General features: G+C 64.5%; 17 protein-coding genes and 1 pseudogene. 5 read left to right on the forward strand and 13 right to left on the reverse strand.

Annotation, left to right across the window (positions count from 1 at the left end):
* Nucleotides 1-67: 67 nt before the first annotated feature.
* Both A5636_RS23945 and A5636_RS23950 read left to right on the forward strand, forming a co-directional pair.
* On the forward strand, nucleotides 68-1993 hold the full coding sequence (locus A5636_RS23945) for an ABC transporter ATP-binding protein/permease (RefSeq protein WP_065161129.1): 1926 nt from the start codon (nucleotides 68-70) through the stop codon (nucleotides 1991-1993).
* Between the two features lie 168 nt (nucleotides 1994-2161).
* The gene (locus A5636_RS23950; protein WP_253900687.1) at nucleotides 2162-4165 is read left to right on the forward strand and encodes a M13 family metallopeptidase; all 2004 of its coding nucleotides are present in this window, start codon (nucleotides 2162-2164) and stop codon (nucleotides 4163-4165) included.
* Nucleotides 4166-4348: 183 nt separating this feature from the next.
* On the opposite strand, the gene A5636_RS23955 is transcribed toward A5636_RS23950, so the two are convergent.
* From A5636_RS23955 to A5636_RS23965, 3 genes and pseudogenes are all read right to left on the reverse strand, one after another.
* Nucleotides 4349-5836 (reverse strand): FAD-binding protein, encoded by a 1488-nt coding sequence (locus tag A5636_RS23955; protein WP_065161131.1) that lies wholly within the window; start codon nucleotides 5834-5836, stop codon nucleotides 4349-4351.
* Nucleotides 5833-6332: pseudogene (locus A5636_RS25850) on the reverse strand (VOC family protein). Before A5636_RS25850 ends, A5636_RS23955 begins: the two are co-directional and overlap by 4 nt.
* 100 nt (nucleotides 6333-6432) lie before the next feature.
* Nucleotides 6433-7119, reverse strand: coding sequence for a TetR/AcrR family transcriptional regulator (locus tag A5636_RS23965; RefSeq protein WP_065161133.1), 687 nt, complete (start codon nucleotides 7117-7119; stop codon nucleotides 6433-6435).
* Between the two features lie 109 nt (nucleotides 7120-7228).
* Between A5636_RS23965 and A5636_RS23970 the strand changes: the two genes are divergently transcribed.
* A complete protein-coding gene (locus A5636_RS23970; protein ID WP_065161134.1) occupies nucleotides 7229-7672 on the forward strand; it encodes a nitroreductase/quinone reductase family protein in 444 nt (147 codons plus the stop codon).
* On the opposite strand, the gene A5636_RS23975 is transcribed toward A5636_RS23970, so the two are convergent.
* Nucleotides 7669-8325, reverse strand: coding sequence for an Rv1815 family serine proteinase (locus A5636_RS23975; protein ID WP_065161135.1), 657 nt, complete (start codon nucleotides 8323-8325; stop codon nucleotides 7669-7671). The genes A5636_RS23970 and A5636_RS23975 overlap by 4 nt on opposite strands.
* Nucleotides 8326-8392: 67 nt before the next feature.
* Nucleotides 8393-9352, reverse strand: coding sequence for a sterol desaturase family protein (locus A5636_RS23980; RefSeq protein ID WP_065161136.1), 960 nt, complete (start codon nucleotides 9350-9352; stop codon nucleotides 8393-8395).
* Nucleotides 9353-9413: 61 nt separating this feature from the next.
* Between A5636_RS23980 and A5636_RS25855 the strand changes: the two genes are divergently transcribed.
* Together A5636_RS25855 and A5636_RS23995 are read left to right on the forward strand one after the other, a co-directional pair.
* Complete coding sequence (locus A5636_RS25855; RefSeq protein ID WP_155763980.1) at nucleotides 9414-10334, forward strand: alpha/beta hydrolase fold domain-containing protein; 921 nt, start codon at nucleotides 9414-9416, stop codon at nucleotides 10332-10334.
* The gene (locus A5636_RS23995; RefSeq protein ID WP_065161137.1) at nucleotides 10331-11518 is read left to right on the forward strand and encodes an NAD(P)/FAD-dependent oxidoreductase; all 1188 of its coding nucleotides are present in this window, start codon (nucleotides 10331-10333) and stop codon (nucleotides 11516-11518) included. The genes A5636_RS25855 and A5636_RS23995 overlap by 4 nt, the downstream gene beginning before the upstream one ends.
* On the opposite strand, the gene A5636_RS24000 is transcribed toward A5636_RS23995, so the two are convergent.
* The 8 genes from A5636_RS24000 to A5636_RS24035 all read right to left on the reverse strand — a co-directional run bounded on the left by A5636_RS24000 (nucleotide 11515) and on the right by A5636_RS24035 (nucleotide 20447).
* Entirely contained in the window at nucleotides 11515-12240 is a 726-nt protein-coding gene (locus A5636_RS24000; protein ID WP_065161138.1) for an MgtC/SapB family protein, read from the reverse strand. The two genes, A5636_RS23995 and A5636_RS24000, sit on opposite strands and share 4 nt — an antisense overlap.
* A gap of 92 nt (nucleotides 12241-12332) precedes the next feature.
* Nucleotides 12333-12659 (reverse strand): DUF732 domain-containing protein, encoded by a 327-nt coding sequence (locus A5636_RS24005; protein WP_065161139.1) that lies wholly within the window; start codon nucleotides 12657-12659, stop codon nucleotides 12333-12335.
* The gene (locus A5636_RS24010) at nucleotides 12656-14074 is read right to left on the reverse strand and encodes a PPE family protein (RefSeq protein WP_065161140.1); all 1419 of its coding nucleotides are present in this window, start codon (nucleotides 14072-14074) and stop codon (nucleotides 12656-12658) included. The genes A5636_RS24005 and A5636_RS24010 overlap by 4 nt, the downstream gene beginning before the upstream one ends.
* A 31-nt stretch (nucleotides 14075-14105) precedes the next feature.
* The gene (locus A5636_RS24015) at nucleotides 14106-15350 is read right to left on the reverse strand and encodes a PPE family protein (protein WP_065161141.1); all 1245 of its coding nucleotides are present in this window, start codon (nucleotides 15348-15350) and stop codon (nucleotides 14106-14108) included.
* A gap of 256 nt (nucleotides 15351-15606) precedes the next feature.
* Entirely contained in the window at nucleotides 15607-15894 is a 288-nt protein-coding gene (locus tag A5636_RS24020) for a DUF732 domain-containing protein (RefSeq protein ID WP_065161194.1), read from the reverse strand.
* A gap of 89 nt (nucleotides 15895-15983) precedes the next feature.
* Nucleotides 15984-17348 carry a PPE family protein gene (locus A5636_RS24025; RefSeq protein ID WP_065161142.1) on the reverse strand — a complete coding sequence of 455 codons (1365 nt, stop codon included), beginning with the start codon at nucleotides 17346-17348 and terminating at the stop codon, nucleotides 15984-15986.
* Nucleotides 17349-17428: 80 nt separating this feature from the next.
* Nucleotides 17429-18646 carry a PPE family protein gene (locus A5636_RS24030; RefSeq protein ID WP_065161143.1) on the reverse strand — a complete coding sequence of 406 codons (1218 nt, stop codon included), beginning with the start codon at nucleotides 18644-18646 and terminating at the stop codon, nucleotides 17429-17431.
* 649 nt (nucleotides 18647-19295) lie between these two features.
* Nucleotides 19296-20447, reverse strand: a complete 1152-nt coding sequence (locus A5636_RS24035; protein WP_065161144.1) for a PPE family protein — start codon at nucleotides 20445-20447, stop codon at nucleotides 19296-19298.
* Between the last annotated feature and the right edge of the window lie 273 nt (nucleotides 20448-20720).

Consider the following 20720-nt stretch of genomic DNA (forward strand, 5'->3'; position numbering starts at 1 on the left):
GCAGCCTATCCACCCGGTTCAGGTACCTTCGCCGCAGGATTTCAGTTGTGCAGAGGAGACGACGACCGTGGGCCGAGAGCCGTTCAAGCCGTCCAGAGACTGGTCGCTCGAGCTTGCGAATTCGATGCGTTGGCTGGCCATTTCGTGGGTGATCAGCGCCGTGTGTCTGTTGGTTGCGCTGGTCCTGATGAGATTTTTCACTCCGTGGGGCCGGCAGTTCTGGCGGATAACCCGCGGGTACTTCGTGGGCCGCGAGAGCGTCCGGGTGTGGCTGATGTTAGGCGTGCTGCTGCTCTCGGTGCTGATGTCGGTTCGGCTGGATGTGCTGCTGAGCTATTTCTCCAACGACATGTATTCGGCAGTACAGACAGCCGTCCAAGGCATAGCTACACACGAAAAAGTTCCCAAAGAAACCGGGATTCACGGCTTTTACGTCTCGATGGGGATTTTCACCATCCTGGCCGGACTGTGGATCGCGCGATCTGTTGTCGACATCTATCTGCTGCAGAGATTCGTTATCGCCTGGCGTGTGTGGCTGACCGATCGTCTCACCAGCGACTGGTTAAGTGGCCAGGCCTACTATCGAGATTTGTTCATCGACAACACTATCGACAATCCCGACCAGCGGATTCAGCAAGATATCGACATATTTACCGCTGCGAACACCACCGGTGTGCAGAACATGCCCGCCAATGGGTCTACTTCGACATTGCTTTTCGGCGCTGTTAATGCAGTCGCATCGGTGATCTCGTTCGCCGGTATCCTGTGGCACCTTTCGGGGCCGTTCGATGTCTTCGGTTTCTTCGTATTGCCGCGCGCTATGTTCTGGACTGTTCTCGTTTTTGTGCTCATCGCATCAGCGGTGGCGTTCTGGCTCGGGCGTCCATTTATCGGGTTGAGTTTCAACAACGAGGCGCTCAATGCGAAGTTCCGTTACGCACTGGTTCGGCTGCGGGACGCAGCGGAGGCCGTGGGGTTCTACCGTGGTGAGCAGGTAGAGGGAGTCCAGCTGTGGCGACGATTTACGCCGATCATCGACAACTACCGTGCCTATGTGAGGCAATCGATCATTTTCAACGGCTGGAACTGGTCGATGTCGCAGGCGATTGTTCCGTTGCCTTGGCTGATACAAGCACCTCGATTGTTCAACGGACAGATAATGTTTGGTGACGTAACGCAGACCGCGTCGGCATTCAGCCGCGTCTCGGACTCATTGTCGTTCTTTCGCAATACCTACGACGGATTCGCTCCATACCGAGCGGCCGTTATCCGGTTGCACGGCCTGGTCGATGCCAATGAGCGCGGGCGCGCGCTGCCGGCGGTGCTCACCACCTCCACCGAGGACGGCTCGGTCGAGATCGAGAACGTCGAAGTGCGAAAGCCGGACGGCGACCGGCTGATTGACCCGCTCGATGTTCGGCTCGAAGCCGGAAAGGCACTGGTCGTCACGGGGCGTTCAGGTTCGGGAAAGACCACGCTGTTGCGCAGCCTGGCCGAATTGTGGCCCTACGCGTCCGGAACTCTGCGCCGGCCGGGCGGCGAGAACGAAACGATGTTCCTGTCGCAGTTGCCCTACGTCCCGCTGGGGACGCTGCGTGCGGTGGTCTGCTACCCCAAGTCGACCGACGACGTCTCGGATGCCGAGTTGCACGAGGTAATGGAAAAGGTGGCTCTCACTCCGCACATCGCCAACCTCGACGAGGAGCAGGATTGGGCAAAGGTTCTATCGCCCGGCGAGCAACAGCGGGTCGCCTTCGCGCGCATTCTGCTGACCAAACCGAAGGCGGTATTCCTGGACGAGTCGACCTCGGCCTTGGACCCCGGGCTGGAATACGCCCTATATCAGCTTGTCCGCAGCGAACTTCCGGATTGCGTTGTGGTCAGCGTCAGCCACCGACCCACGGTCGAACAGCATCACGACCAACAACTCGAATTGCTCGGCGGGGGCCAATGGCGATTGGGTCCGGTGAAGCAGGAACCGGCAAGGGTCTAGGACACGCCCGATCCAGACGGGCAAGGACCGGCGCTACGGAGTCGGAGGGTTTCTGCCAAAACAAGTCGCAGCCAACGCGTACAGCTAAGCTGCCTTTGGCCCGGCGACTGGAGGTCTGCGGTGTGCGTATTCGTTCGTACGGTGGCAGCGTTATTAGCTTCTGCTTTGGTGCTCGTCGGCTGTGGCCGCTCGGACGAGCATCGCTCCAAACCCAAAATGGGTACTTGGGGCGTCGACCTAACCGAGATGGACACGTCGGTCCGGCCCGGCAGTGACTTTTTCGCATACGCCGTCGGCACGTGGGTGAAGAAAGCGAAGATCCCGGCCGACAAGGTATGCGCGGGTGTCAATCTCGACATCCAGAACCAGCTCAACGCGGACTTGAAGGCGATCGTCGAGAGCGCTGGGGCCAAGCACGCGCCCGAGGGCGACATCTCGCAGCAAATCGGCGATCTGTTCGCGTCCTACATGGACGAGGGGCTGCTGAACAGGAAAGGCGTCGAGCCCGTGCGGCCGCTGCTGGCGTCGATCGACGCTGCCAATGACAGGGCGGCCCTCAATGCGGTCCTCGTGTCGTTCAATGGCAAAACTCGGGTAAGCGACCCCTTCCCAGTCTCGGTGGGGATGGACCCGAACAACCCGACGCGCTACTTGCCTATCATCTGGCAGGGCGGCCTCTCGCTCGGTGAGCGCAGCTACTACGTGGAAACCGATCCCGAATCGGTTGAGCTGCGCACCAAATTCGTCGCGCATGCCGCCCGGTTGCTCGGTCTCGCTGGTTTCGCGGATTCGCAGCGGCAGGCCGAACAATTGCTGGCCCTGGAATCAAAGCTGGCAGAGGTGCAGGTGCCGCGGGAGGACGAGCGCGACGTCGTCAAGACAAACAACATCATGCCGCGAGCCGAGGTCGAGCGGCTCGGTCAGGGCGCGCCGTTGCACGACATGTTCGACGGGCTGAAGTTGCCGGCGGAGATCGACTTCCAGGTCGGCATGCCTGACGTATTAGCCCGCACCGCAGCACTTTTCGCCACCGAGCCGTTGGACTCGTGGAAGGCGTACATGCATTACCAAGTCCTCAGCGCCTACGGCGCCGACCTTTCTACGCCCTTCGCCGATGAGCTGTTCGATTTCTACGGCCGAACGCTGGGCGGCGCCAAGGAGCGCGCGCCCCGGGTCGAGCGTGGCGTGTCTCGGGTGAGTAAGGGACTTGGCGACCCGGTCGGGCAGTTGTATGTTGACGCCCACTTCAGTCAGCAGACCCGGGACAAAGCGCGGGCGCTGGTCGAAAATCTCCGCTCCGCGTACAGCAAGCGCATCGACGCGGCGACCTGGATGGCACCTGAAACGAAGAGAGAAGCTCAGGCCAAGCTCGCCGCGCTGGTCGCCAAGATCGGTTACCCCGACAGGTGGAAGTCGTATGCGACGGTCAAGATTGCGGCGGGCGAACTGGTCGCCAATGGCGACGCCCTGGCGATGTGGTCGTGGAACGATGACCGCAGCAAGTTGGGCAAGCCCGTCGACCGCGGCGAATGGAGCATGACACCGCAGACCAACAATGCCTACTACTCTGCGCGACTCAACGACATCGTGTTTCCGGCGGCGATCCTTCAGCCTCCGAACTTCGATCCGGCCGCCGATGCCGCGGCTAACTACGGCGCGATCGGGGCCACCATCGGTCACGAGATGAGCCACGCCTTTGACGACCAAGGCCGCAAGAGCGACGGCACTGGGTTACAGCGTGATTGGTGGACACCGGCCGACGCCGACCGTTACACGCGCGAGGCGGACAAGCTTGTCGCCCAGTTCAACGGATACGAGCCGTTACCGGGCAATCGCATCAACGGAGCGGTGACACTCGGCGAGAACATCGCCGATCTCGCGGGTTTGCGCATCGCTTACGACGCCTACAAACTTTCCCTGGGCGGGAAAGAAGCGCCTGTAATCGACGGCCTCAGCGGAGACCAGCGGTTCTTTCTCGCTTTCGCGGCGAGCTGGAAGGAAATCTGCCGGCCCGAAACCGAACGCAACCAACTGCTGACGGACGTTCACAGCCCGGCAAAGTTCCGGGTCAACGGCATCGTCCGCAACATGGATGAGTGGTATACCGCGTTCAACGTGCAGCCCGGAGACTCGCTGTTCATCAAGCCTGAGGACCGCGTCCGCGTCTGGTGAAGACAGCCCATTCGAAGAGGTGATGGTGCCCGCGGCTGAAGCCGCGTGCGTTCCGGCGCAGTGTCCTTTCTCCGCGCCTACCCGCCCGCGGCTGAAGCTGCGTGCGTTCCGGCGCTGTGCTCAAACGCGCCTACCCGCCCGCGGCTGAAGCCGCGTGCGTTCCGGCGCTGTGCTCAAACGCGCCTACCCGCCCGCGGCTGAAGCCGCGTGCGTTCCGGCGCGGCGCCCGAAGAACGACCCTTCCCCCAGCTGCGTCCCGCTTGCATAACCCTTACCGTCCTGGGCGATGTTGGACGCGCAAGCGCCGGCGGCGTACAGCCCTGGCACCACTGAATCGTCGGAGCGCAGCACTTCGCCGTCCACCGACACCGCCAGCCCGCCCATCGTGAAGCCGGAGTACATCGCGCGGCCCAGTGACAGGTCGAACACTGCCCACGGTCCTTTATCCTGTGCCGCAACATATTCCGGCTGCTTGTGGAAGTCTGGGTCCGCACCCTTGGCCGCGTTCTCGTTGTAGCGTTCCAGCGTCGCGGCGAGGTTTCCGGCGGGAATGCCCAATGCGTTTTCCAGTTCGGCGATTGTCTCGTAGCCATCGAGGAACTTGATCAGCGGCATCTCGGGCATCTGCATATGTTCTTCGTCGACGATCAGATAAGCGGTCTGCTCCGGTTGTTCCAGCACGAACGCCGAAGTGCGCGAGTGATAGGAATCTTCGGCGACAAAACGCTTGCCGTCCTTGTTGACGATCACTCCGGTCAACAGAATCTCCGGCGGATACGCGGCCGCGGTGATGAACAGTTCGTCCATGTGCCTGGTTGCGCCGCCAGCCGAGACGCCCATTCGGATGCCCAGTCCGTCGTCGTTCGGGTTACCCAGGATGTAGGGCGCCACCAGACCGTGGTGTTTGGTGCGGCGCGGTTGTCCCAGCGCGGGGGTGTGCTCGGCGACCATGTCCGGGTTCATCGCAAAACCGCCCGCCGCGATGATCACCGTTCTCGCTTTGATCGCGCCGGTCTCGGCGAAGTGTTTCCATGCCACCCCGACCACCGCACCGTCGTCGACGATCAAGTTGGTTACACCCGTCTCGTAGCGCACTTCGACACCGAGCTCTGCGGCACGCTTCACCAGCAGATCGATCACCATCGCGGCGCCGCCTAATTCACCGGGCACCGGCACGGAGTGCCCGCGCGGCGCCGGCGCCGCCTGTTCGCAGTAGGGCCACACCTTCTCATTGCCGGTGTAGCTCAAGCCCTCGGTGCCCGGCGGCACCACCACCTTGCCCGGGTAAAAGCTGCGCTCGAACTGAAAGCCGAGCGCCTCAAGCCAGTCGAAATGCTCGACGCTGCCGTCGCAGTAAGCGCGGATTTTGTCGAGTTCGGGTTCACGGGAGACCGCGACCAGGTACTTGAACATCTCGTCGGGCGAATCGCGGTGGCCGGTTGCCTCCTGCACCGCGGTTCCCCCACCCAGATAGAAGTGGCCTCCGGCCATCGAGGTGGTGCCACCGGCCGCGGCGGCGCGTTCGAGCACCAGCACCCGGGCCCCGGCGGCAGCTGCCGAAACCGCCGCGCAGCCGCCTGCGATCCCGAAACCGATTATCAGCACGTCGATTTCGTCCGACCAGGATTCCACGGTGTCGGCCTGGACTGTTGCTGGGATGTCGGTACTCACCGTTGCTCCTGTTTGATGTAGTCGTAAAACGCTCTGATCTCTGGCGACAGATACGCGATCTCCACAAACGGCACTCCGACTGCGGTGCCGCTACGTAGGCGAATCGCAGTCCGCCGGGCATCGTGCCCTCTTGCACCACCGTCGCGCCATGGCCGGCGGCGTCGGTGAGCGCGGCGTCGAATCGCTCCGGCGTCTCGGCCTCCACGCAGATGTGGTGCAGACCTGGGCCGTGGTCGCGAAGAAATTCACTATAGATGTTCTCCCCGCGGACCGGTGCGATCAGCTCCAGCTGCATGTCCCCGAGATAGCTCAAGGAAATCCCCGCCACGAAATCCGCCGGCGCGCCGCGAAGGGTGCAGCTGTCCGGCCCGAAGTGCACGTCAGGGATCCGTACCCACTTGCGGACGCCTAAGAGGCCGGTGAGGGCTGTTTCGGTGGTGTCGAGGTCCGTTGTCACCCATGCGATCTGGATGGGCGATTGAACAAGTAGGTTCATCGCCTCGCAGAATATCCCAGGCTGGCGGCCCGCAGAAAGACCAGTGCGAACTTTGCCGAGACGACCCGCACTGGTATCGCGGGGCCCGGGTGAACACGTTCTAATTCGCGCCCAACATGCCGATGAGCAGACGCACCTGGGTGTCGAAGACGCTGCGGGGGTCGGTCAGGGTGTTGGCGCCGTACTGACCGAAGACCTCCAGGCTGATCGCGCCAAGCACGCCTGCCCAGAGCAGAAAACACTTGGCCATCACCCGGTCGTCACCGGGAAAGCCGAAGTCATGCCGAATCCGCTCAAAATCCGACGACATCGGTTGTGGCGCAGCGTCACTGGTGAGCATGATCTCTCCGGTGGTGATTCCGGCCGCCAGGGCATCGAACAAGTCCGCGACCACGCGAGTACCGACGCCGACGGTGCGCTCCGCGGGCGCGTGGTACCCGGGTACCGGACTGCCGTAGAGCAGTGCCCAGCCGGCCGGGTGCGCGACGGCCCACTCCCGCACCGCGTGCGTGATGGCCAGGACGTCGTCGCTCCACGAGTCGGAGGCGGTGTTGTCGCGGGCGCGTTTCACATGGTCGGCCAGGTCGGAATAGGCGTCGACGAGCAGCAATGTCAACAGTTCGTCGCGGCTGCCCACGTAGCGGTAGACGGCCGAGGACACCATGCCCAGTTCTCGAGCGATGGCGCGCAGCGACAGTCCCGCAGCTCCATGCTCCACAAGGTGGCGCCGCCCGAGCTCGATGATCTTCGCTTCGATTTGCTCCCGTGACTCCTGGCGTTTGCCCACACGGTGCAGTCTGACACGAGAGAGATCACCGCTCTTGCTTTTTGATCACGGTTGTGACACGGTATGCACAAGTGAGAGCGGTGCTCTCTAAAATAGCTCGGGAGACGTCATGACCACGCACTATCAGGAACCGAATCAAGCGATGCGGGCCGCCAACGCCATCATCCGGTGGCTCGCCGAATCCGGGATCAGCGTCGCCGGCACCCGTGCCTTGCGCGTGCGGGGGCGCATTAGCGGAAGACCACGCAGCGTGGTGATCAACCTGCTGACCGTGGACGGCGTGGACTATGTTGTCTCACCGCGCGGCAACACCCAGTGGGTGCGCAATGTGCGGGCGGCCGGCGTCGTGGAAACCGGGCCACGCTGGCGGCGTCGGCGCAACACCGTCCGCGAGGTTGCCGACGACGCCAAGCCTGAGATCCTGCGCCGTTACCTGGCTCGGTGGTACTGGCAGGTCAAGGGATTCGTCGGCGAAGTGACGCCGCAATCCACTGACGACGAGCTGCGTGCCGCGGCCGGGCGGATACCCGTGTTCGCACTTGCCGCCGCTTAGCTGGGGTTCACTCCCCCGTCCTCACGCATCTGCTGGGCGGTGGCCTGCCAGGTCACTGCGGCGGGCAACGTTCCCCAGACGCTGTTGAAGATCCCGACGAGCTGACCGTTCGACGGCGAGAAAACCGGTCCTCCGGAGTCGCCTTGCGAGGTCTGCACACCATTGGTCATCGTGAACCAGCCGTTGTTGACGCTCTCGACTGTCCCGCAGGTCTCGCCCGTGGTGATGCCGAAGTGGCACACCGGCTGGCCAGGTGCCGGCGCTCCGCCCCCGGCGCGCAGCGCGCGTCCCCCGGGCAGAATGTCGCTGGCCGTGACGCCTTCGGCCAGGGCGATCGCCTCGTAATCGTTGATCACCTGGTCGGTTGCCACGGTCGAACCGGTAGGCGTGTTGTCCCGGAAGGTGGTCATGCGACCGATGACGTTGTTGTCCTTGTTGTAGACCAGGCCCGCGCCCCGACAGTGCCCGGCGGTCACCGCGACCCGTGCGCGGGTGTCGACGAAGCCGAGCGTGCACACGTGGTTGTCCTGGTGAATCTCCATGCCCGGGTAAACCGTCACGGGGTCGGCGTGTCCGGTCGCCGGCGTCAGCGCCCAGGCCGACGCAGCAAGAAATGCAGATGTGAGGAAAGTGCGCAGTGCCAGGCGGCTCACGTTGGCTCCCGTCGATTACGGCGTTATCACTTCGACATTAGAGCTTTCGCTGGCAGCGGCCGAAGCGTTACCCCGATGTGACCAGAGGAACAGCGCCGTCGGCGGCCTTGTCGGATGTGCGCGGCGTCCAGCCGGGCGGGCCGAAAACATAGCCGAGCCGGTCCCGGAATCGCGTCGCCGAGCGCCAGTCGCGGACGATCGCCAGGTATTCGTGTGTCTGCAGCTTCCAGATATTGAACGTGTCGACCTGCTTGGTCAGCCCGTAATGCGGCCGGAAAAGTTCCTTCTGGAAACTGCCGAACAGCCGGTCCCAGATGATGAAGATGCCACCGTAGTTCTTGTCCAGGTACGGCTGGTCCATGCCGTGGTGCACGCGGTGATGCGACGGGGTGTTGAAAATGAACTCGAACCACCGCGGCATCTTGTCGATGCGCTCGGTGTGCACCCAGAACTGGTAGATCAGGTTCAGCGACCAGCTGAAGAACACCAGCCACGGTGGAAGTCCCAAGAACGGCAATGGGAGCCACATCAGTATCTCGCCGCTGTTGTTCCACTTCTGGCGCAGCGCGGTAGCGAAGTTGAAGTACTGGCTTGAGTGGTGAGCCTGGTGGGTAGCCCAGACGAGCCGGATGCGGTGGGCGACGCGGTGGTAGGTGTAATAAAGCAGGTCTACACCGAGGATCGCGACGACCCAGGTGTACCACTTGGTCGCGGGGAGGTGCCACGGAGCGAGATAGGCATAGATTGCGGCATACCCGATCAAGGCAAGGGTCTTCCAGGCGGCCGTGGTGGCGATCGAAACCAGACCCATCGAGATGCTCGCTATGGAGTCGCGGGTCAGGTATGCACCCGACGACGGCTGGGGCGCCGGCGAACCCTCCGGCGCTGCGGCGGCATCGAACTTCTCCAGTTTGCGGGCCGCCGTCCACTCCAGGGTCAACAGCAAAAGGAAGAAGGGGATGGCAAACAGCACCGGGTCACGCATTTCGGCCGGTAGTGCCGAGAAGAAATTTGTCACACCGCTCACGGCACACAGCCTAACCAATAACCGGGCCCGCACGTGCCGGGTCTTGCCACGGTAGGTACAGGTGAGAGCCATTAAACGACCGGCGCACCGGCCCCATGTCACCCAGCGGTTGCTGCGTGCCTCCGGTGTGCGCAACCGGCTGTTTCCCCCGGCGAAGCTGGCACATTGGGAAGCCAATCCGCGCCCGCCCTACTGCGGGCAGCCGTCCAAGATGGTGCTGAAGAAGGTCGACGTGGTCCGCGGCGACTTCAACGGTCGACCGGTCTATCACGTGACTCCTCGCCAGGTGCCGTCGACCGATCTGGCCGGCCACCTGATTTATCTGCACGGTGGCGCGTACGTGCTGGACCTGCTGCCCCATTTCCACTGGCCGGCCATCGCGAGGCTCGCCAATCTCTTGCGCCGCACCATCACGGTGCCGATCTATCCGATCGCCCCCGAGCACACCTACCGCGAGGTGTTCCCGTTCCTGTTGCAGCTCTACCGCCGTGTTCTGGACGACCATGACCCGAAATCCGTTGCCTTCATGGGAGATTCAGCAGGTGGCGGGATGGCCTTCGCACTGTGCCATGCGGTGCGCGACGCCGGACTGCCGCAACCGACGGACGCGCTGCTGCTCTCCCCCTGGATGCATCTCGGCCTGCCGGACCCGGACGTGCGGGCGGTCGCCAAGAAAGACCCGTTCCTCAATCTCGATGATCTGCGTGCCGCGGGCCTGCGCTACGCCGGCGGAGATCCGCTGGACACGCCCCTGCTCAGCCCCAGCGTGGGACCGCTGGACGGGTTGCCGCGGTTGACGGTGTTCACCGGCACCCATGACGTGCTCAATCCCGATGCGCGCGCCTTCCGCAGACGTGCGACGGACGAGGGCCTGCAGATCGGTTGGTATGAGCTCGAAGGCGGCATGCACGCGTGGATGTTGCTGCCCGGGCATAAGGCGAAGGTGACGCTCGAACAGATCCGCCAGGTGCTGTCCGGGTGAAGCGTGTCCTGGTGATCGGCTCCGGTTTCGCCGGGCTGTGGGCGGCGCTGGGCGCTGCGCGCCGTGTCGACGAACTGGCCATTGCACCGACAGCGGTCGGCATCACCGTGCTGAGCCCGCAGCCGTTTCACGACATTCGGGTCCGCAACTACGAGGCCGACCTGACCGAATGCCGTATCCCCCTCGCGGACCTGCTTGATCCCGTCGGCGTCACGCACGTCAACGCCGAGGTTGCGGCGATCGACGTAGAGGCCCGCAGCGTCACGACTTCAACCGGCATGAGCTACCCCTATGACCGGCTGGTCTTGGCGGCGGGCAGCCGCGTGGTCAAACCCGACCTGCCGGGATTGCGGGACCTCGGTTTCGATGTCGATACCCACGACAGCGCGCTGCGTCTGGAGCAGCATCTGCGTCGCCTGGCTGCGGGGCCGCTGCGTCCCTCAGCGGCCACTGTGGTGGTAGTGGGCGCGGGCCTGACCGGAATCGAGACCGCCAGCGAGTTGCCGGCACGGCTGAGGGATCTCGGCATGACTCCCCGGGTCGTCCTCGTCGACCACAACCGTCTGGTCGGTTCGGACATGGGCGCGTCTGCTCGACCGGTGATCGAAAAAGCGTTGTCGGACAACGGTGTCGAGGTCAGGACCGGGGTGAGCGTCACTGCGGTGAGCCAGGAACGGGTGTCGTTGTCGTCCGGCGAGCAACTGGAAGCCGCGACGGTGGTGTGGTGTGCCGGCATGCGGGCCAATGTGCTGACCGAACAGCTGCCCGTAGCCCGGGACCGGTTGGGGCGAGTCGCCGTTGACGACTACCTGCGGGTGATCGGTGTGCCGTGGGTGTTCGCTGCCGGGGATGTGGCCGCGGCCCGGATGGACGACGACCATCTGTCTGTCATGTCGTGCCAGCATGGACGACCGATGGGCCGGTATGCCGGCTACAACGTCATCAGCGAGCTGTTCGGAGAGCCGCTGCGGCCACTTCGAATTCCTTGGTATGTCACCGTTCTCGATTTAGGCCCAGCGGGCGCGGTGTACACCGAAGGGTGGGATCGGACTGTGGTGGCGCAAGGTCCGGACGCCAAAGCCACCAAGGCAACGATCAACACCCGGCGTATCTACCCGCCTCTGACCGCCCGTCGCTCGGATTTGCTGGCTGCCGCCGCGCCGGACCTGCAGGCCCGGCCCTAATCGCTGGGGCCGGTGGGCAGTATCGGGATGCTCGGCTCGCCGGCATACCAGTGCACGGCGTAGATCCCGGGTTGCAGCGACAACTCGGCTACCAGCCGCTCCAGCCTGGCCGGCGAACGTCCGTCGATGAGCACGTGAGCCGTGAGGGCGACGTTCTCGTCGCTGTGTCCGGTGTGGATGCCGCGCAGAATGATGTCGTTGCTGGTTGTGTGCTGCACGATCTGTGCCCGGGCGTATTTCGCGGACTTGGGACGACAGATCACCTGCACCTGGTAGGGCTCGAGGCTCTCGTCGTCTTCGCTGGAGCTGTCGTGGTCGATCAGCCGACCCAGGGGGCGTCCCAACAGGTGAATGGCGACGACGGCGACGGTCGCGATCAGCGCGAATGCCAGGTGCCCCGAGGCGGCGAGGACCCCGACCGCGGCCGAGCACCACAGCGTCGCGGCGGTGTTGAGGCCCCGGACGTTGAAGCCTTCGCGCAGGATCACTCCGCCGCCGAGGAACCCGATCCCGGACACGACATAGGAGGCCACTCTGGTAGGGCTGCTGTCTTCGGTGGCGGCGGCGTACAGCACGAACAGCGTGGAGCCCGTTGCTACGAGTGCGTTGGTGCGCAGGCCGGCCATCCGGGCCCGCCACTGCCGCTCGAATCCGATCAGCGCGCCGCAACCCACGCCGACGCCCAACCGGAGCGCAAAATCAGCGATGGTCAGTGTTGCCACGAGTCCACCCCCTTTCCTCAATGGAATGGTCCCGGCAGCCAATCAGATCCTGGTTAACATCAGGTGGAGGCCAGGCGAACCCCGGATTCGAGCTAGAAATACCCGCCCTCGGGTTGCCCGAGATGCTCGGGACAGTAGCTGTTCGACGCGATGGCCGTGAACATGGCCGCGGCGTCCAGCGTCAGTGCGGGGTTCTGTTTCCGAACGTCGGTGAGGACCTGTAGACCGGTTTCACCATTGCGCATCAACCCGCAGACGGCTTGGGCTGAAGCGACGGCCTGAGCCGGGTTGGGGACCGTGATGCCGGCGTTGGCCAGCGCGGAGAGAAACGCCGCGTCGTCCCCGCCAGGGTCAGCTTGAGCCGGGACGGCGAGGCCTATGGTGGCGACGGCTGCCGCCAGTGCGAGCCGCAGTCTCATGTACCGCCCAACTGCGCATCGGGCAACGTCACTTTGGGCTTGTCCTTACTCGACACGTGCACCGCGTGGATGCCCGGTTCTTTGGACAGCTTGTCCAGTAGCGCGTCGAGGCCCGCCTTGTCGACATTCCAGTGCTTCACCGAGTCCGGTTCCTTCTGCAATTTCGCGATGACACTGTCCAGCTTGACCGGCTCGACGTGGCCCTTGCCGCCGTTGGCGCGGGCGCGGGCACCGCTGCCGCTGAGGACTTGCGCCCCGCCCGCGCCAATGGCACCCCCCGTCATGCTTCCCAATGCCATTTGACTGACCAGGCTTGCCGGAATCGCGGCCGATGGCGCAGCGGCCAGACTGGTGGCGGGTAGCGCGGTCGAGGCCATCCTGATCGCGGGCGTCGCGGAGGCCCAACTCGGTGGCACCGACAACTTCCCCACCACATTGGCCTCGCCCACGCTCGCCGACGTAGTCGATGCCGCGCTGGTCAGGCCACCCGTCGGCGCCATTCCGAGTCCCGCTCCGAGCGCCGACTTCGGAATGTCTTCCAGCGGCGGTTTCCAGAACATCTTGAACTCGGTCATGCCCAAGTTGGGGATGCTCATGATGTCGTTGGCGACCGTACTGAACCGGCCGATGTCGGCGAAGGTCCCGAAGGTGTTCTCCCAGGTAGGGGCTGCCAGCGGTGTGCCGGTCAGCACGTTGAGGAGCTCACCCATCGCTGCCATATAGGCCGAGCCGCCGCTGCCCAAACCCTGGAAGATCTGCAGGACGAGGTCGAAGGGGAAAACCGGTGCGGCTGTCGGTGCGGCCGTGGCCGCAGCGGTTGCCGCAGCGGTTCCGGCGGCCAGGGCGCTGGTCTGTCCAACTGCTGCCTGTTGAGTAGCCAGGCCGGCGGCGTTGGTGACCTGCGGTGGTTCGGTGTACGGCGTCAGCCTCGCCGCGGCCGCAGACGCACTGTTGTAGGCGAACATCGCCGCCGTGTCCTGGGCCCACATCTCCCCGTACTGCGCCTCGAGCGCGGCGATCGCAGCAGTGTTCTGCCCGAAGATGTTGGTCGCCACGAGCAATGCCAACTCGCTGCGGTTGAGCGCGATCTCCGGCGGCGGCACTACCGCGGAGAAAACTGCCTCGTAAGCGCTCGCGGCCGCCTTCGCCTGGTCGGCGGCCGCCTTGGCTTGCGCCGCGGTCGCCGCCATCCACGCCACATATGGCGCTGCGGCCGCCGCCATCGCGGTCGACGACGGGCCGGTCCACGACTCGTTGGCCAACCCGTCGACCACCAAACCGTAGGACGTCGCCGTCGACTGCAATTCGGTCGCCAGCCCCTCCCACGCGGTGGCAGCAGCGATCATTGGACCCGCGCCCGGTCCGGTGTAAATCTGCCAGGAGATGATCTCCGGTGGTCGCACCGCGAAACTCATCGGTCCTGCCTTCCCTGTGCCGGCGTCATCGTCAGTCCGCCGGTATCACGATGATGGTCGCGGTGGTGGCGACTTCTTCACCTGCAGCGACACCACCGCTGATGCTGGAGGCCCCGCTACCGGCGGTGCGAATGCTGGCGCCGGCCAGCGCGCGTCCAGCCAGGCTGGCCATGGCCATTTCGCCGAACAAGCCTCCCTCAGCCGCAGGGATCGCCGGGAGAGCGCTCGCGCTTGCCGCCGGCAGTATCGACGCCATGGTCCGCATCACCGGAGCCGCCGTCACCCAGCCTTGCGGCACCGAAAGCGAGCCGACCAGGGTGGAATGACCCATCGACCCAGCCACGCCGCTGCTTGGTGCCACCGAGCCCACGTAACCCCCGCGCAGCGGTGCCAGGCCGGCGGCCGGTTTCCCGCCGGTGCTGAGCAGGGATGCGACGCCCGGCGCGTTCTGTGACAGGCCCAGGATCTGCCCGGCGAACAACCACCAACCACCGAACAGAACGAACCCGATGATGGGACTGTAGGCACCGGTGATGGCCGCGAAGAACGGCCGGATCCCGATGATGTACGGGGCGATGGCTTCGATCACCGAGCCGACCGGCGTGGCTGCCGCCGGGGCGGCCGCTGCCGCCGGACCCACCTGTTGGAGGGCATTGGGCACCGCCGTCATCAGCTGCGACAAACCCGACTGTATTTCTGAGGCGCCCACCGCCTCGGTGACGGCCGCGGATTGTCTGGCCACACCCGACGGATCGGTGGTTTCTGGCGGCTCGGCGAATGGCGTCAGTTCGGTAGCAGCGGCCGACGACCCGGCATAGGCGTACATCGCCGCGGCGTCCTGCGCCCACATCTCGGCGTACTGCGCTTCGGTGGCTGCGATAGCGGGGGTGTTCTGGCCGAAGATATTTGTCGCGATCAACGCCATCAGCAGGGCACGATTGGCCGCTACCGCAGAGGGTGGCACGGTAGCGGCGAACGCCGACTCGTATGCCGCGGCGGCCGCCTTGGCCTGCATCGATGCCTGCTCGGCCTGTGCTGCGGTCGTGGTGAGCCACGCCACGTACGGTGTGGCTGCGCTCATCATCGCCACCGAAGCCGGGCCCTGCCACGACCCGACCGTCATACCCTGGATCGTCGATCCGTAGGACGCAGCACTGGAATGTAACTCAGCGGCCAGGGCGTCCCACGCCGTCGCAGCGGCTAGCATGGGTCCGGAGCCGGCCCCCATGTACATTCGTCCAGAGTTGATCTCTGGCGGCAACACGCCGAAGTCCATCTACTCCCCTCCGGTCCCCCTTTGTCGCCGCCATCGTAATCGCGCGTTAACTCTTCTGGCCGCATCGCTCGCGGACCTCATATCAAACTCACCAGGTATCCCAATGGTGCCTTGCACAAGCCGCTTCCGCTGAGCAACGGCAAGGGTCGCCTCGAATTGCCCATTCGGCCCGGGGCCATTGGCCGGGAAACAGACGGCCTCGCAGATTGCGGGCGACCGCGCGTGACGGGTGTTGTTCGTCAGCTCTTGGAAAGCTTCAGCTCTTGGAAAGCTGTTGTGGGCAGTAATATTTCGCCGCGATCACGGCGAACTCCGCTGCGGCGTCCATGTTGAAGGCCGGGTTGTGCGTCTTGACGTCGTTCACCAGTTCCAGACCCGATTCTCCGCTGTTCAAACAGGTGCACACCGCGCGGGCCGAACCGATAGCCGAACTCGGGTTGTTGTAGCCGATGTCGGCGCTATGCAGGGCCGCGAGGAATCCCGCGTCGTCACCACCGGGACCGCCGTCCGGGTCGGCGTACGCCGGGGCGGCGAGAATAATCATCGGGCCGGCACCGAGCAGCGCTAGTAGCAGTCTCACGCTTCTCCTCTCACGTTTCACCTTTCACCTTGCGCCGCAGCATGTTTGGGGTTCTAGCCCAACCGGGCATCCGGTGGAACGACACTTGTCTTGGCAGGCTTCGCCAGGTGTACCGCGTGAATGCCGGGTTTCTTGGCCAACTGTTCGAGCAGGCTGTCCAGGCCCTCCTGATCGACGGTATGGTGCTGCACACTCTCCGGCCGCTCCGAAATTTGCGCGACCATACGTTTGAGCATCTCGGGTGACTTGAGGTCGTTGAGGTCCCTGACCGGAGTGAGGCGACTTCGGGCTCCCGTTCCCGCCGCGGCGCCGGGTACCGCCGCACCAAGAGCACTTCCCGCCATGCCTGCCAGCGACGCCGAACTCAGCAGGCTCCCCGCGCCGAGTTCGGCGGCCGGCACGGCTTCCGGCCCGGCGGCGGACAAAGCGGCCGCGACCGTCTGAATCGCGGGGGTGTTCGCGGCCCAACTCGGCGGAACGGTCAACGATCCGACCAGCACGCCTCGACCGAAATGCGCTGCGGGGTTCGCCGACCCGGACCCGGTCAACCAGCCCCGACCCCAATTCGGCGCCAGCAACCCACCTCCCAGCGCGTCCTTGGGGAGTTCACCTAGAATCGACCCGGGTTTGGTCCCGAATCTCAGGACCTGCGACAGCGGCAAGTTGATCAGCAACCCGATGTCATTGAATTGCGTCGTAAAACCAAGTGGCACTTTGACCGCCGTGTAAAGGGCCGTGAAGGTCGATGCCCCGGCCGGGCCAAACAAGCTGTTCAGCATTCCCGTCACGGTGGCGGTGTAGTCGCCGGCCGAGTCGGCGAGCGCCTGCAGGAGCTCCGACACCGGGTTCCCCGCCAGGGCCGCGGTTACGGCTGAGTTGGCCAGTCCGCCGGCGTTGACGATCTGTGGCGGTTCGCCGAACGGCGTCACTTTGCTGGCGGTTGCCGACGAACCGGCATAGCTGTCCATGGCCACTGCGTCCTGGGCCCACATCTCGCCGTATTGAGCCTCCGTGGCCGCGATCGCCGCGGTGTTTTGACCGAACAGGTTGGTTGCCACCAGTGACATCAGCTGATTGCGGTTGGCGGTGATGTCGACGGGCGGCACGTGCGCGGCGAACGCAGTCTCGTACGCCGCCGCCGCAGCGGCCGCCTGGGTTGCCGCTTGCGCTGCCTGAGTGGCCGTAGCGCTCACCCACGTCACGTAGGGTGTCGCGGCCGCCGCCATCGCCAGTGACGAGGGACCAACCCACGGCCCACTCGTGAGGCCCTGGATCACCGATGCATACGCAGCGGCCTTGGATTGCAATTCGGTGGCCAGCCCGTCCCACGCCGCGGCGGCGTCGAGCAGTGGACCCGCCCCGGGTCCGGTATACATGCGACCCGAGTTGATCTCGGGCGGAAATGCTGCGTAAAACACCTCTGCCTACTCTCTTGCCCGCGACGTACATCGGATCCTGTTGTAGTTCAGTAAATTCCGCTCCGGTCGCGGCATGGTCGTCACTCGTCGTCGAGTGCTGGAAGCACGAAGATCATGGCTCTGGCCGGGTCGACGTCGGGGACGACACCACCGAGAGCTCCTGTGACAGCGCCTCCGCCGCCTTGGGTGGCAGCCGTGCTTGCTGCCAGGGCGCGTCCCGCGAGGCCGGACAGCGCCATCTGGCTGAAGACGCCCGTCTCGCCCATAGATGCGGCAGGGACGGCCGCCGCCGCCAGGTCGGCGGAGAGCCCCTGAGCGACGGTGCGGATGGCGGGTGCGGCTGTGGTCCAACCCTGGGGTACGGACAAACTTCCCACCAGGGCCGCCCGGCCCATAGCGCCCGATGCCGTTCCGCGGACGGAACCCGCGCCGCTCAGATGCGGGGTGAGCGATTGCGCGATCGGCGCGAGCGCCCCGCTGATGGGTTGCGTAGGGGACAAAAACGCTTGCAGCCCTTGCCCGTTCTGGGCGTAGCTGTATACCTGACCGAACGAGAGGAAGGGTCCGCCTGGGATCGAGGTAAGGCCCTGCGCGGAGAACGGTCCAGTGAGGACACTGAAGATCGAGTTGAAGTTCGCCAGGTCGGTCGCCAACCCAGGTGGCAATGACGCCGAGGCCAGTTGCGGCAACGGGAGTCCGGAGAAGAACGAGGTCGACCTGTCCGCGCCGGTGGCTTGCGATACTGCGGCCGCCTGCGCCACCGTGCCGGCATCATTGGTGGTCTGAGGCGGTGCGCTGAACGGCTTCAATTGTGTTGCGGTCGCCGATGATGCGGCGTAGACGTACATCGCGGCGGCATCCTGCGCCCACATTTCCACGTACAGGGCTTCGGTCGCCGCGATCGCCGGCGTGTTCTGGCCGAGGAAATTAGTGGCGATCAGCGACAGCAGCTGCGCACGATTGGCCGCGACCACCGGCGGGGGCACGGTCGCGGCGAAGGCGGTTTCATAGGCGCTCGCAGCGATTTTGGCTTGCGCGGCCGCCTGATCGGCACGGGCGGCGGTTGCCGAGATCCACGAAACGAACGGCCCGACCGCTGCGGACATTGCAATCGCCGTGGGGCCATGCCACGAAACGGCGGTAAGTCCCTCCAGGGTGGACGCGTAAGCGGTTGCAGTGGAATGCATTTCGGCGGCAAGCGCCTCCCATGCCACTGCGGCCGCCAACATCGGTCCGGCACCCGGGCCGGTGTACATGCGGCCCGAGTTGACCTCCGGCGGTAGTGCCCCGTAATCCATACGCGTTATCCCTTGTTCCGTCCGGCCTCAGACGGCAGCGCTGCCTCTGTGGTGAAGTCCACCCCCACGGATAGGCCGATTTTCGTGACGTCGGCCCGCACGGATCTGCTGATTTTCCGTGTATTTCTTCCACCTTCCGATGAATCGATTTTCGTAGCGTTTCTGTCATGTAATCGCAAAGTGAACAAGTACTCTCACTTTTCATCCGGTCCCCGTGAGTTGGTTCGCGAACAGGCATATAACTTGGTAAAACGACTGGTAGGGGCCGTTTTCCCAATGTGTGTACCGCCCATTTGTGTTGGATTTCCTGATTTTGGCACGCGAAATCAACCGCCGAAATTAGTCCAACACCAACGTTGCTGGAATTAAGCGTCAGCCATCCCGATAGGGCAGTACCGGATTCTCAGTGGGGAGCGCAAAAGGTGCAAATATGTCGAGTCAGTGCAGATGCGCGATCCTCGTGTTTCCTCACTCAACCGGTCAGCCCAACCGGTCAGCCCGACCGGTCAGCCGGGACACCAAGGCTTGTTCCGAGTTGTCCCGATCTCAACATATGCGAAATGTTGGAATTCGGTGTGCCAGAGGGCCTGTCACCTGTCTGCCACGTTCCTGGAGGTTCCCTGACAAGCAAGTCTCCGCTGATCCGAAGCTATCCTGCAGCGGGCGGACGGGTGACGAAGGTGGGCTTGAATCCGTACTGGGGCACCGCCCGGCCGAATGGTTGGCTCGCGAGGTTCCCGACGGGAACGCCAGGCATGCCGGCGGGACCCGCCGGTGGCGGGGCGACCATCGGCGTGCCGCCCAGCACGGAAGGCAGCGGGCCGTTCAGCGGGGCCGCCGCGGTCCAGGCCGGCGGCACCGACAGTTTGCCCACGATGCCGGCATCGCCGGCCCCGGCAGTCACCAGCCCGCGCATTCCGTTCCCGACAGCCTGGAGCGAACCTGCCGTGGCCACCGCGCCGGGCGCGACGTCCGGCGCGGCTGCCGCCACATCCGACATCGCCGATGCCCCGAACAGGCTCGACAACGTTCCGACAGTGGATCCCGGAGTGAACAGACCCGTGGACGTGATGGTGTTCCAGACATTCGCGTTGGGCCCCCAGGTGTCGAGGAATCCCTGCCATCCGGCGCCGTTGGATCCCGACAGCGCCTGCAGGGCGCCCGGCACCGTGGACATCATTTGGGACAGCGTGCCCTGCTGGCCGGCTGCGGAGGCAGCGGCGGCTTGGTCGACCGCTGATGCCTGAGCCAACAGCCCGCCGGGGTTGGTGGTGGCCGAGGGTTCTACGAAGGGGCTCAACTCGGTCGCGACTGCCGAGGAAGCGGCATAGCCGTACATAACGGCCGCATCTTGTGCCCACATCTCCAAGTACTGCGCCTCCGTCGCCGCGATGGCCGGGGTGTTCTGACCCAGCACGTTCGTGGCGATCAGCGCCGCTAGTTGGACCCGATTCGCAACGATCAGCGGCGGCGGCACGGTCGCTGCGAAAGCGGCTTCATAGGCACCCGCGGCGGCCTCTGCTTGGGCGGCGGTCTGCTCGGCATCACCGGCGGTCGCGCTCATCCAGGCGAGGTAGGGCAGTGCTGCGGCGGCCATCGTCGCCGAGGCCGGACCAAACCAGTCCTCACCGGTCAACGCCGACAACACGCCCTCGTAACCCAGCGCAGCGGCCCGCAACTCGGCGGCCAACCCCTTCCAGGCCGAAGCGGCGGCCAGCATTGGACTTGACCCCGCTCCGGCGTACATGCGGGCGGAGTTGATTTCGGGCGGCAAAGTTGCGAAATCCAGGACAGCGGTCATCGGTGGCCTCCCCCACTAATGCCAAATCCGATTTTGAGCAGCCGGTATCGCAATTTAAAGCAGCAATTTCGCGCACACCAATTAGCCGCGTCTGCAATGGAAGCGCGGACAGGCAGGGATTAGCGAATCAGCCGATTCAGCGTGCGAATACAGTGCCCAGGTCGGATCGAAACGAAATGGTCGTCGATCTGGAATAGGGACTTTCGCCGGGACTCACTCCGCTCTCACCTCCTTCGGGCCAGGGCACACGGGGATGCCATGCGCACGCCACAG

The organism is Mycobacterium asiaticum (assembly GCF_001673315.1).
GTDB lineage: Bacteria > Actinomycetota > Actinomycetes > Mycobacteriales > Mycobacteriaceae > Mycobacterium > Mycobacterium asiaticum_B.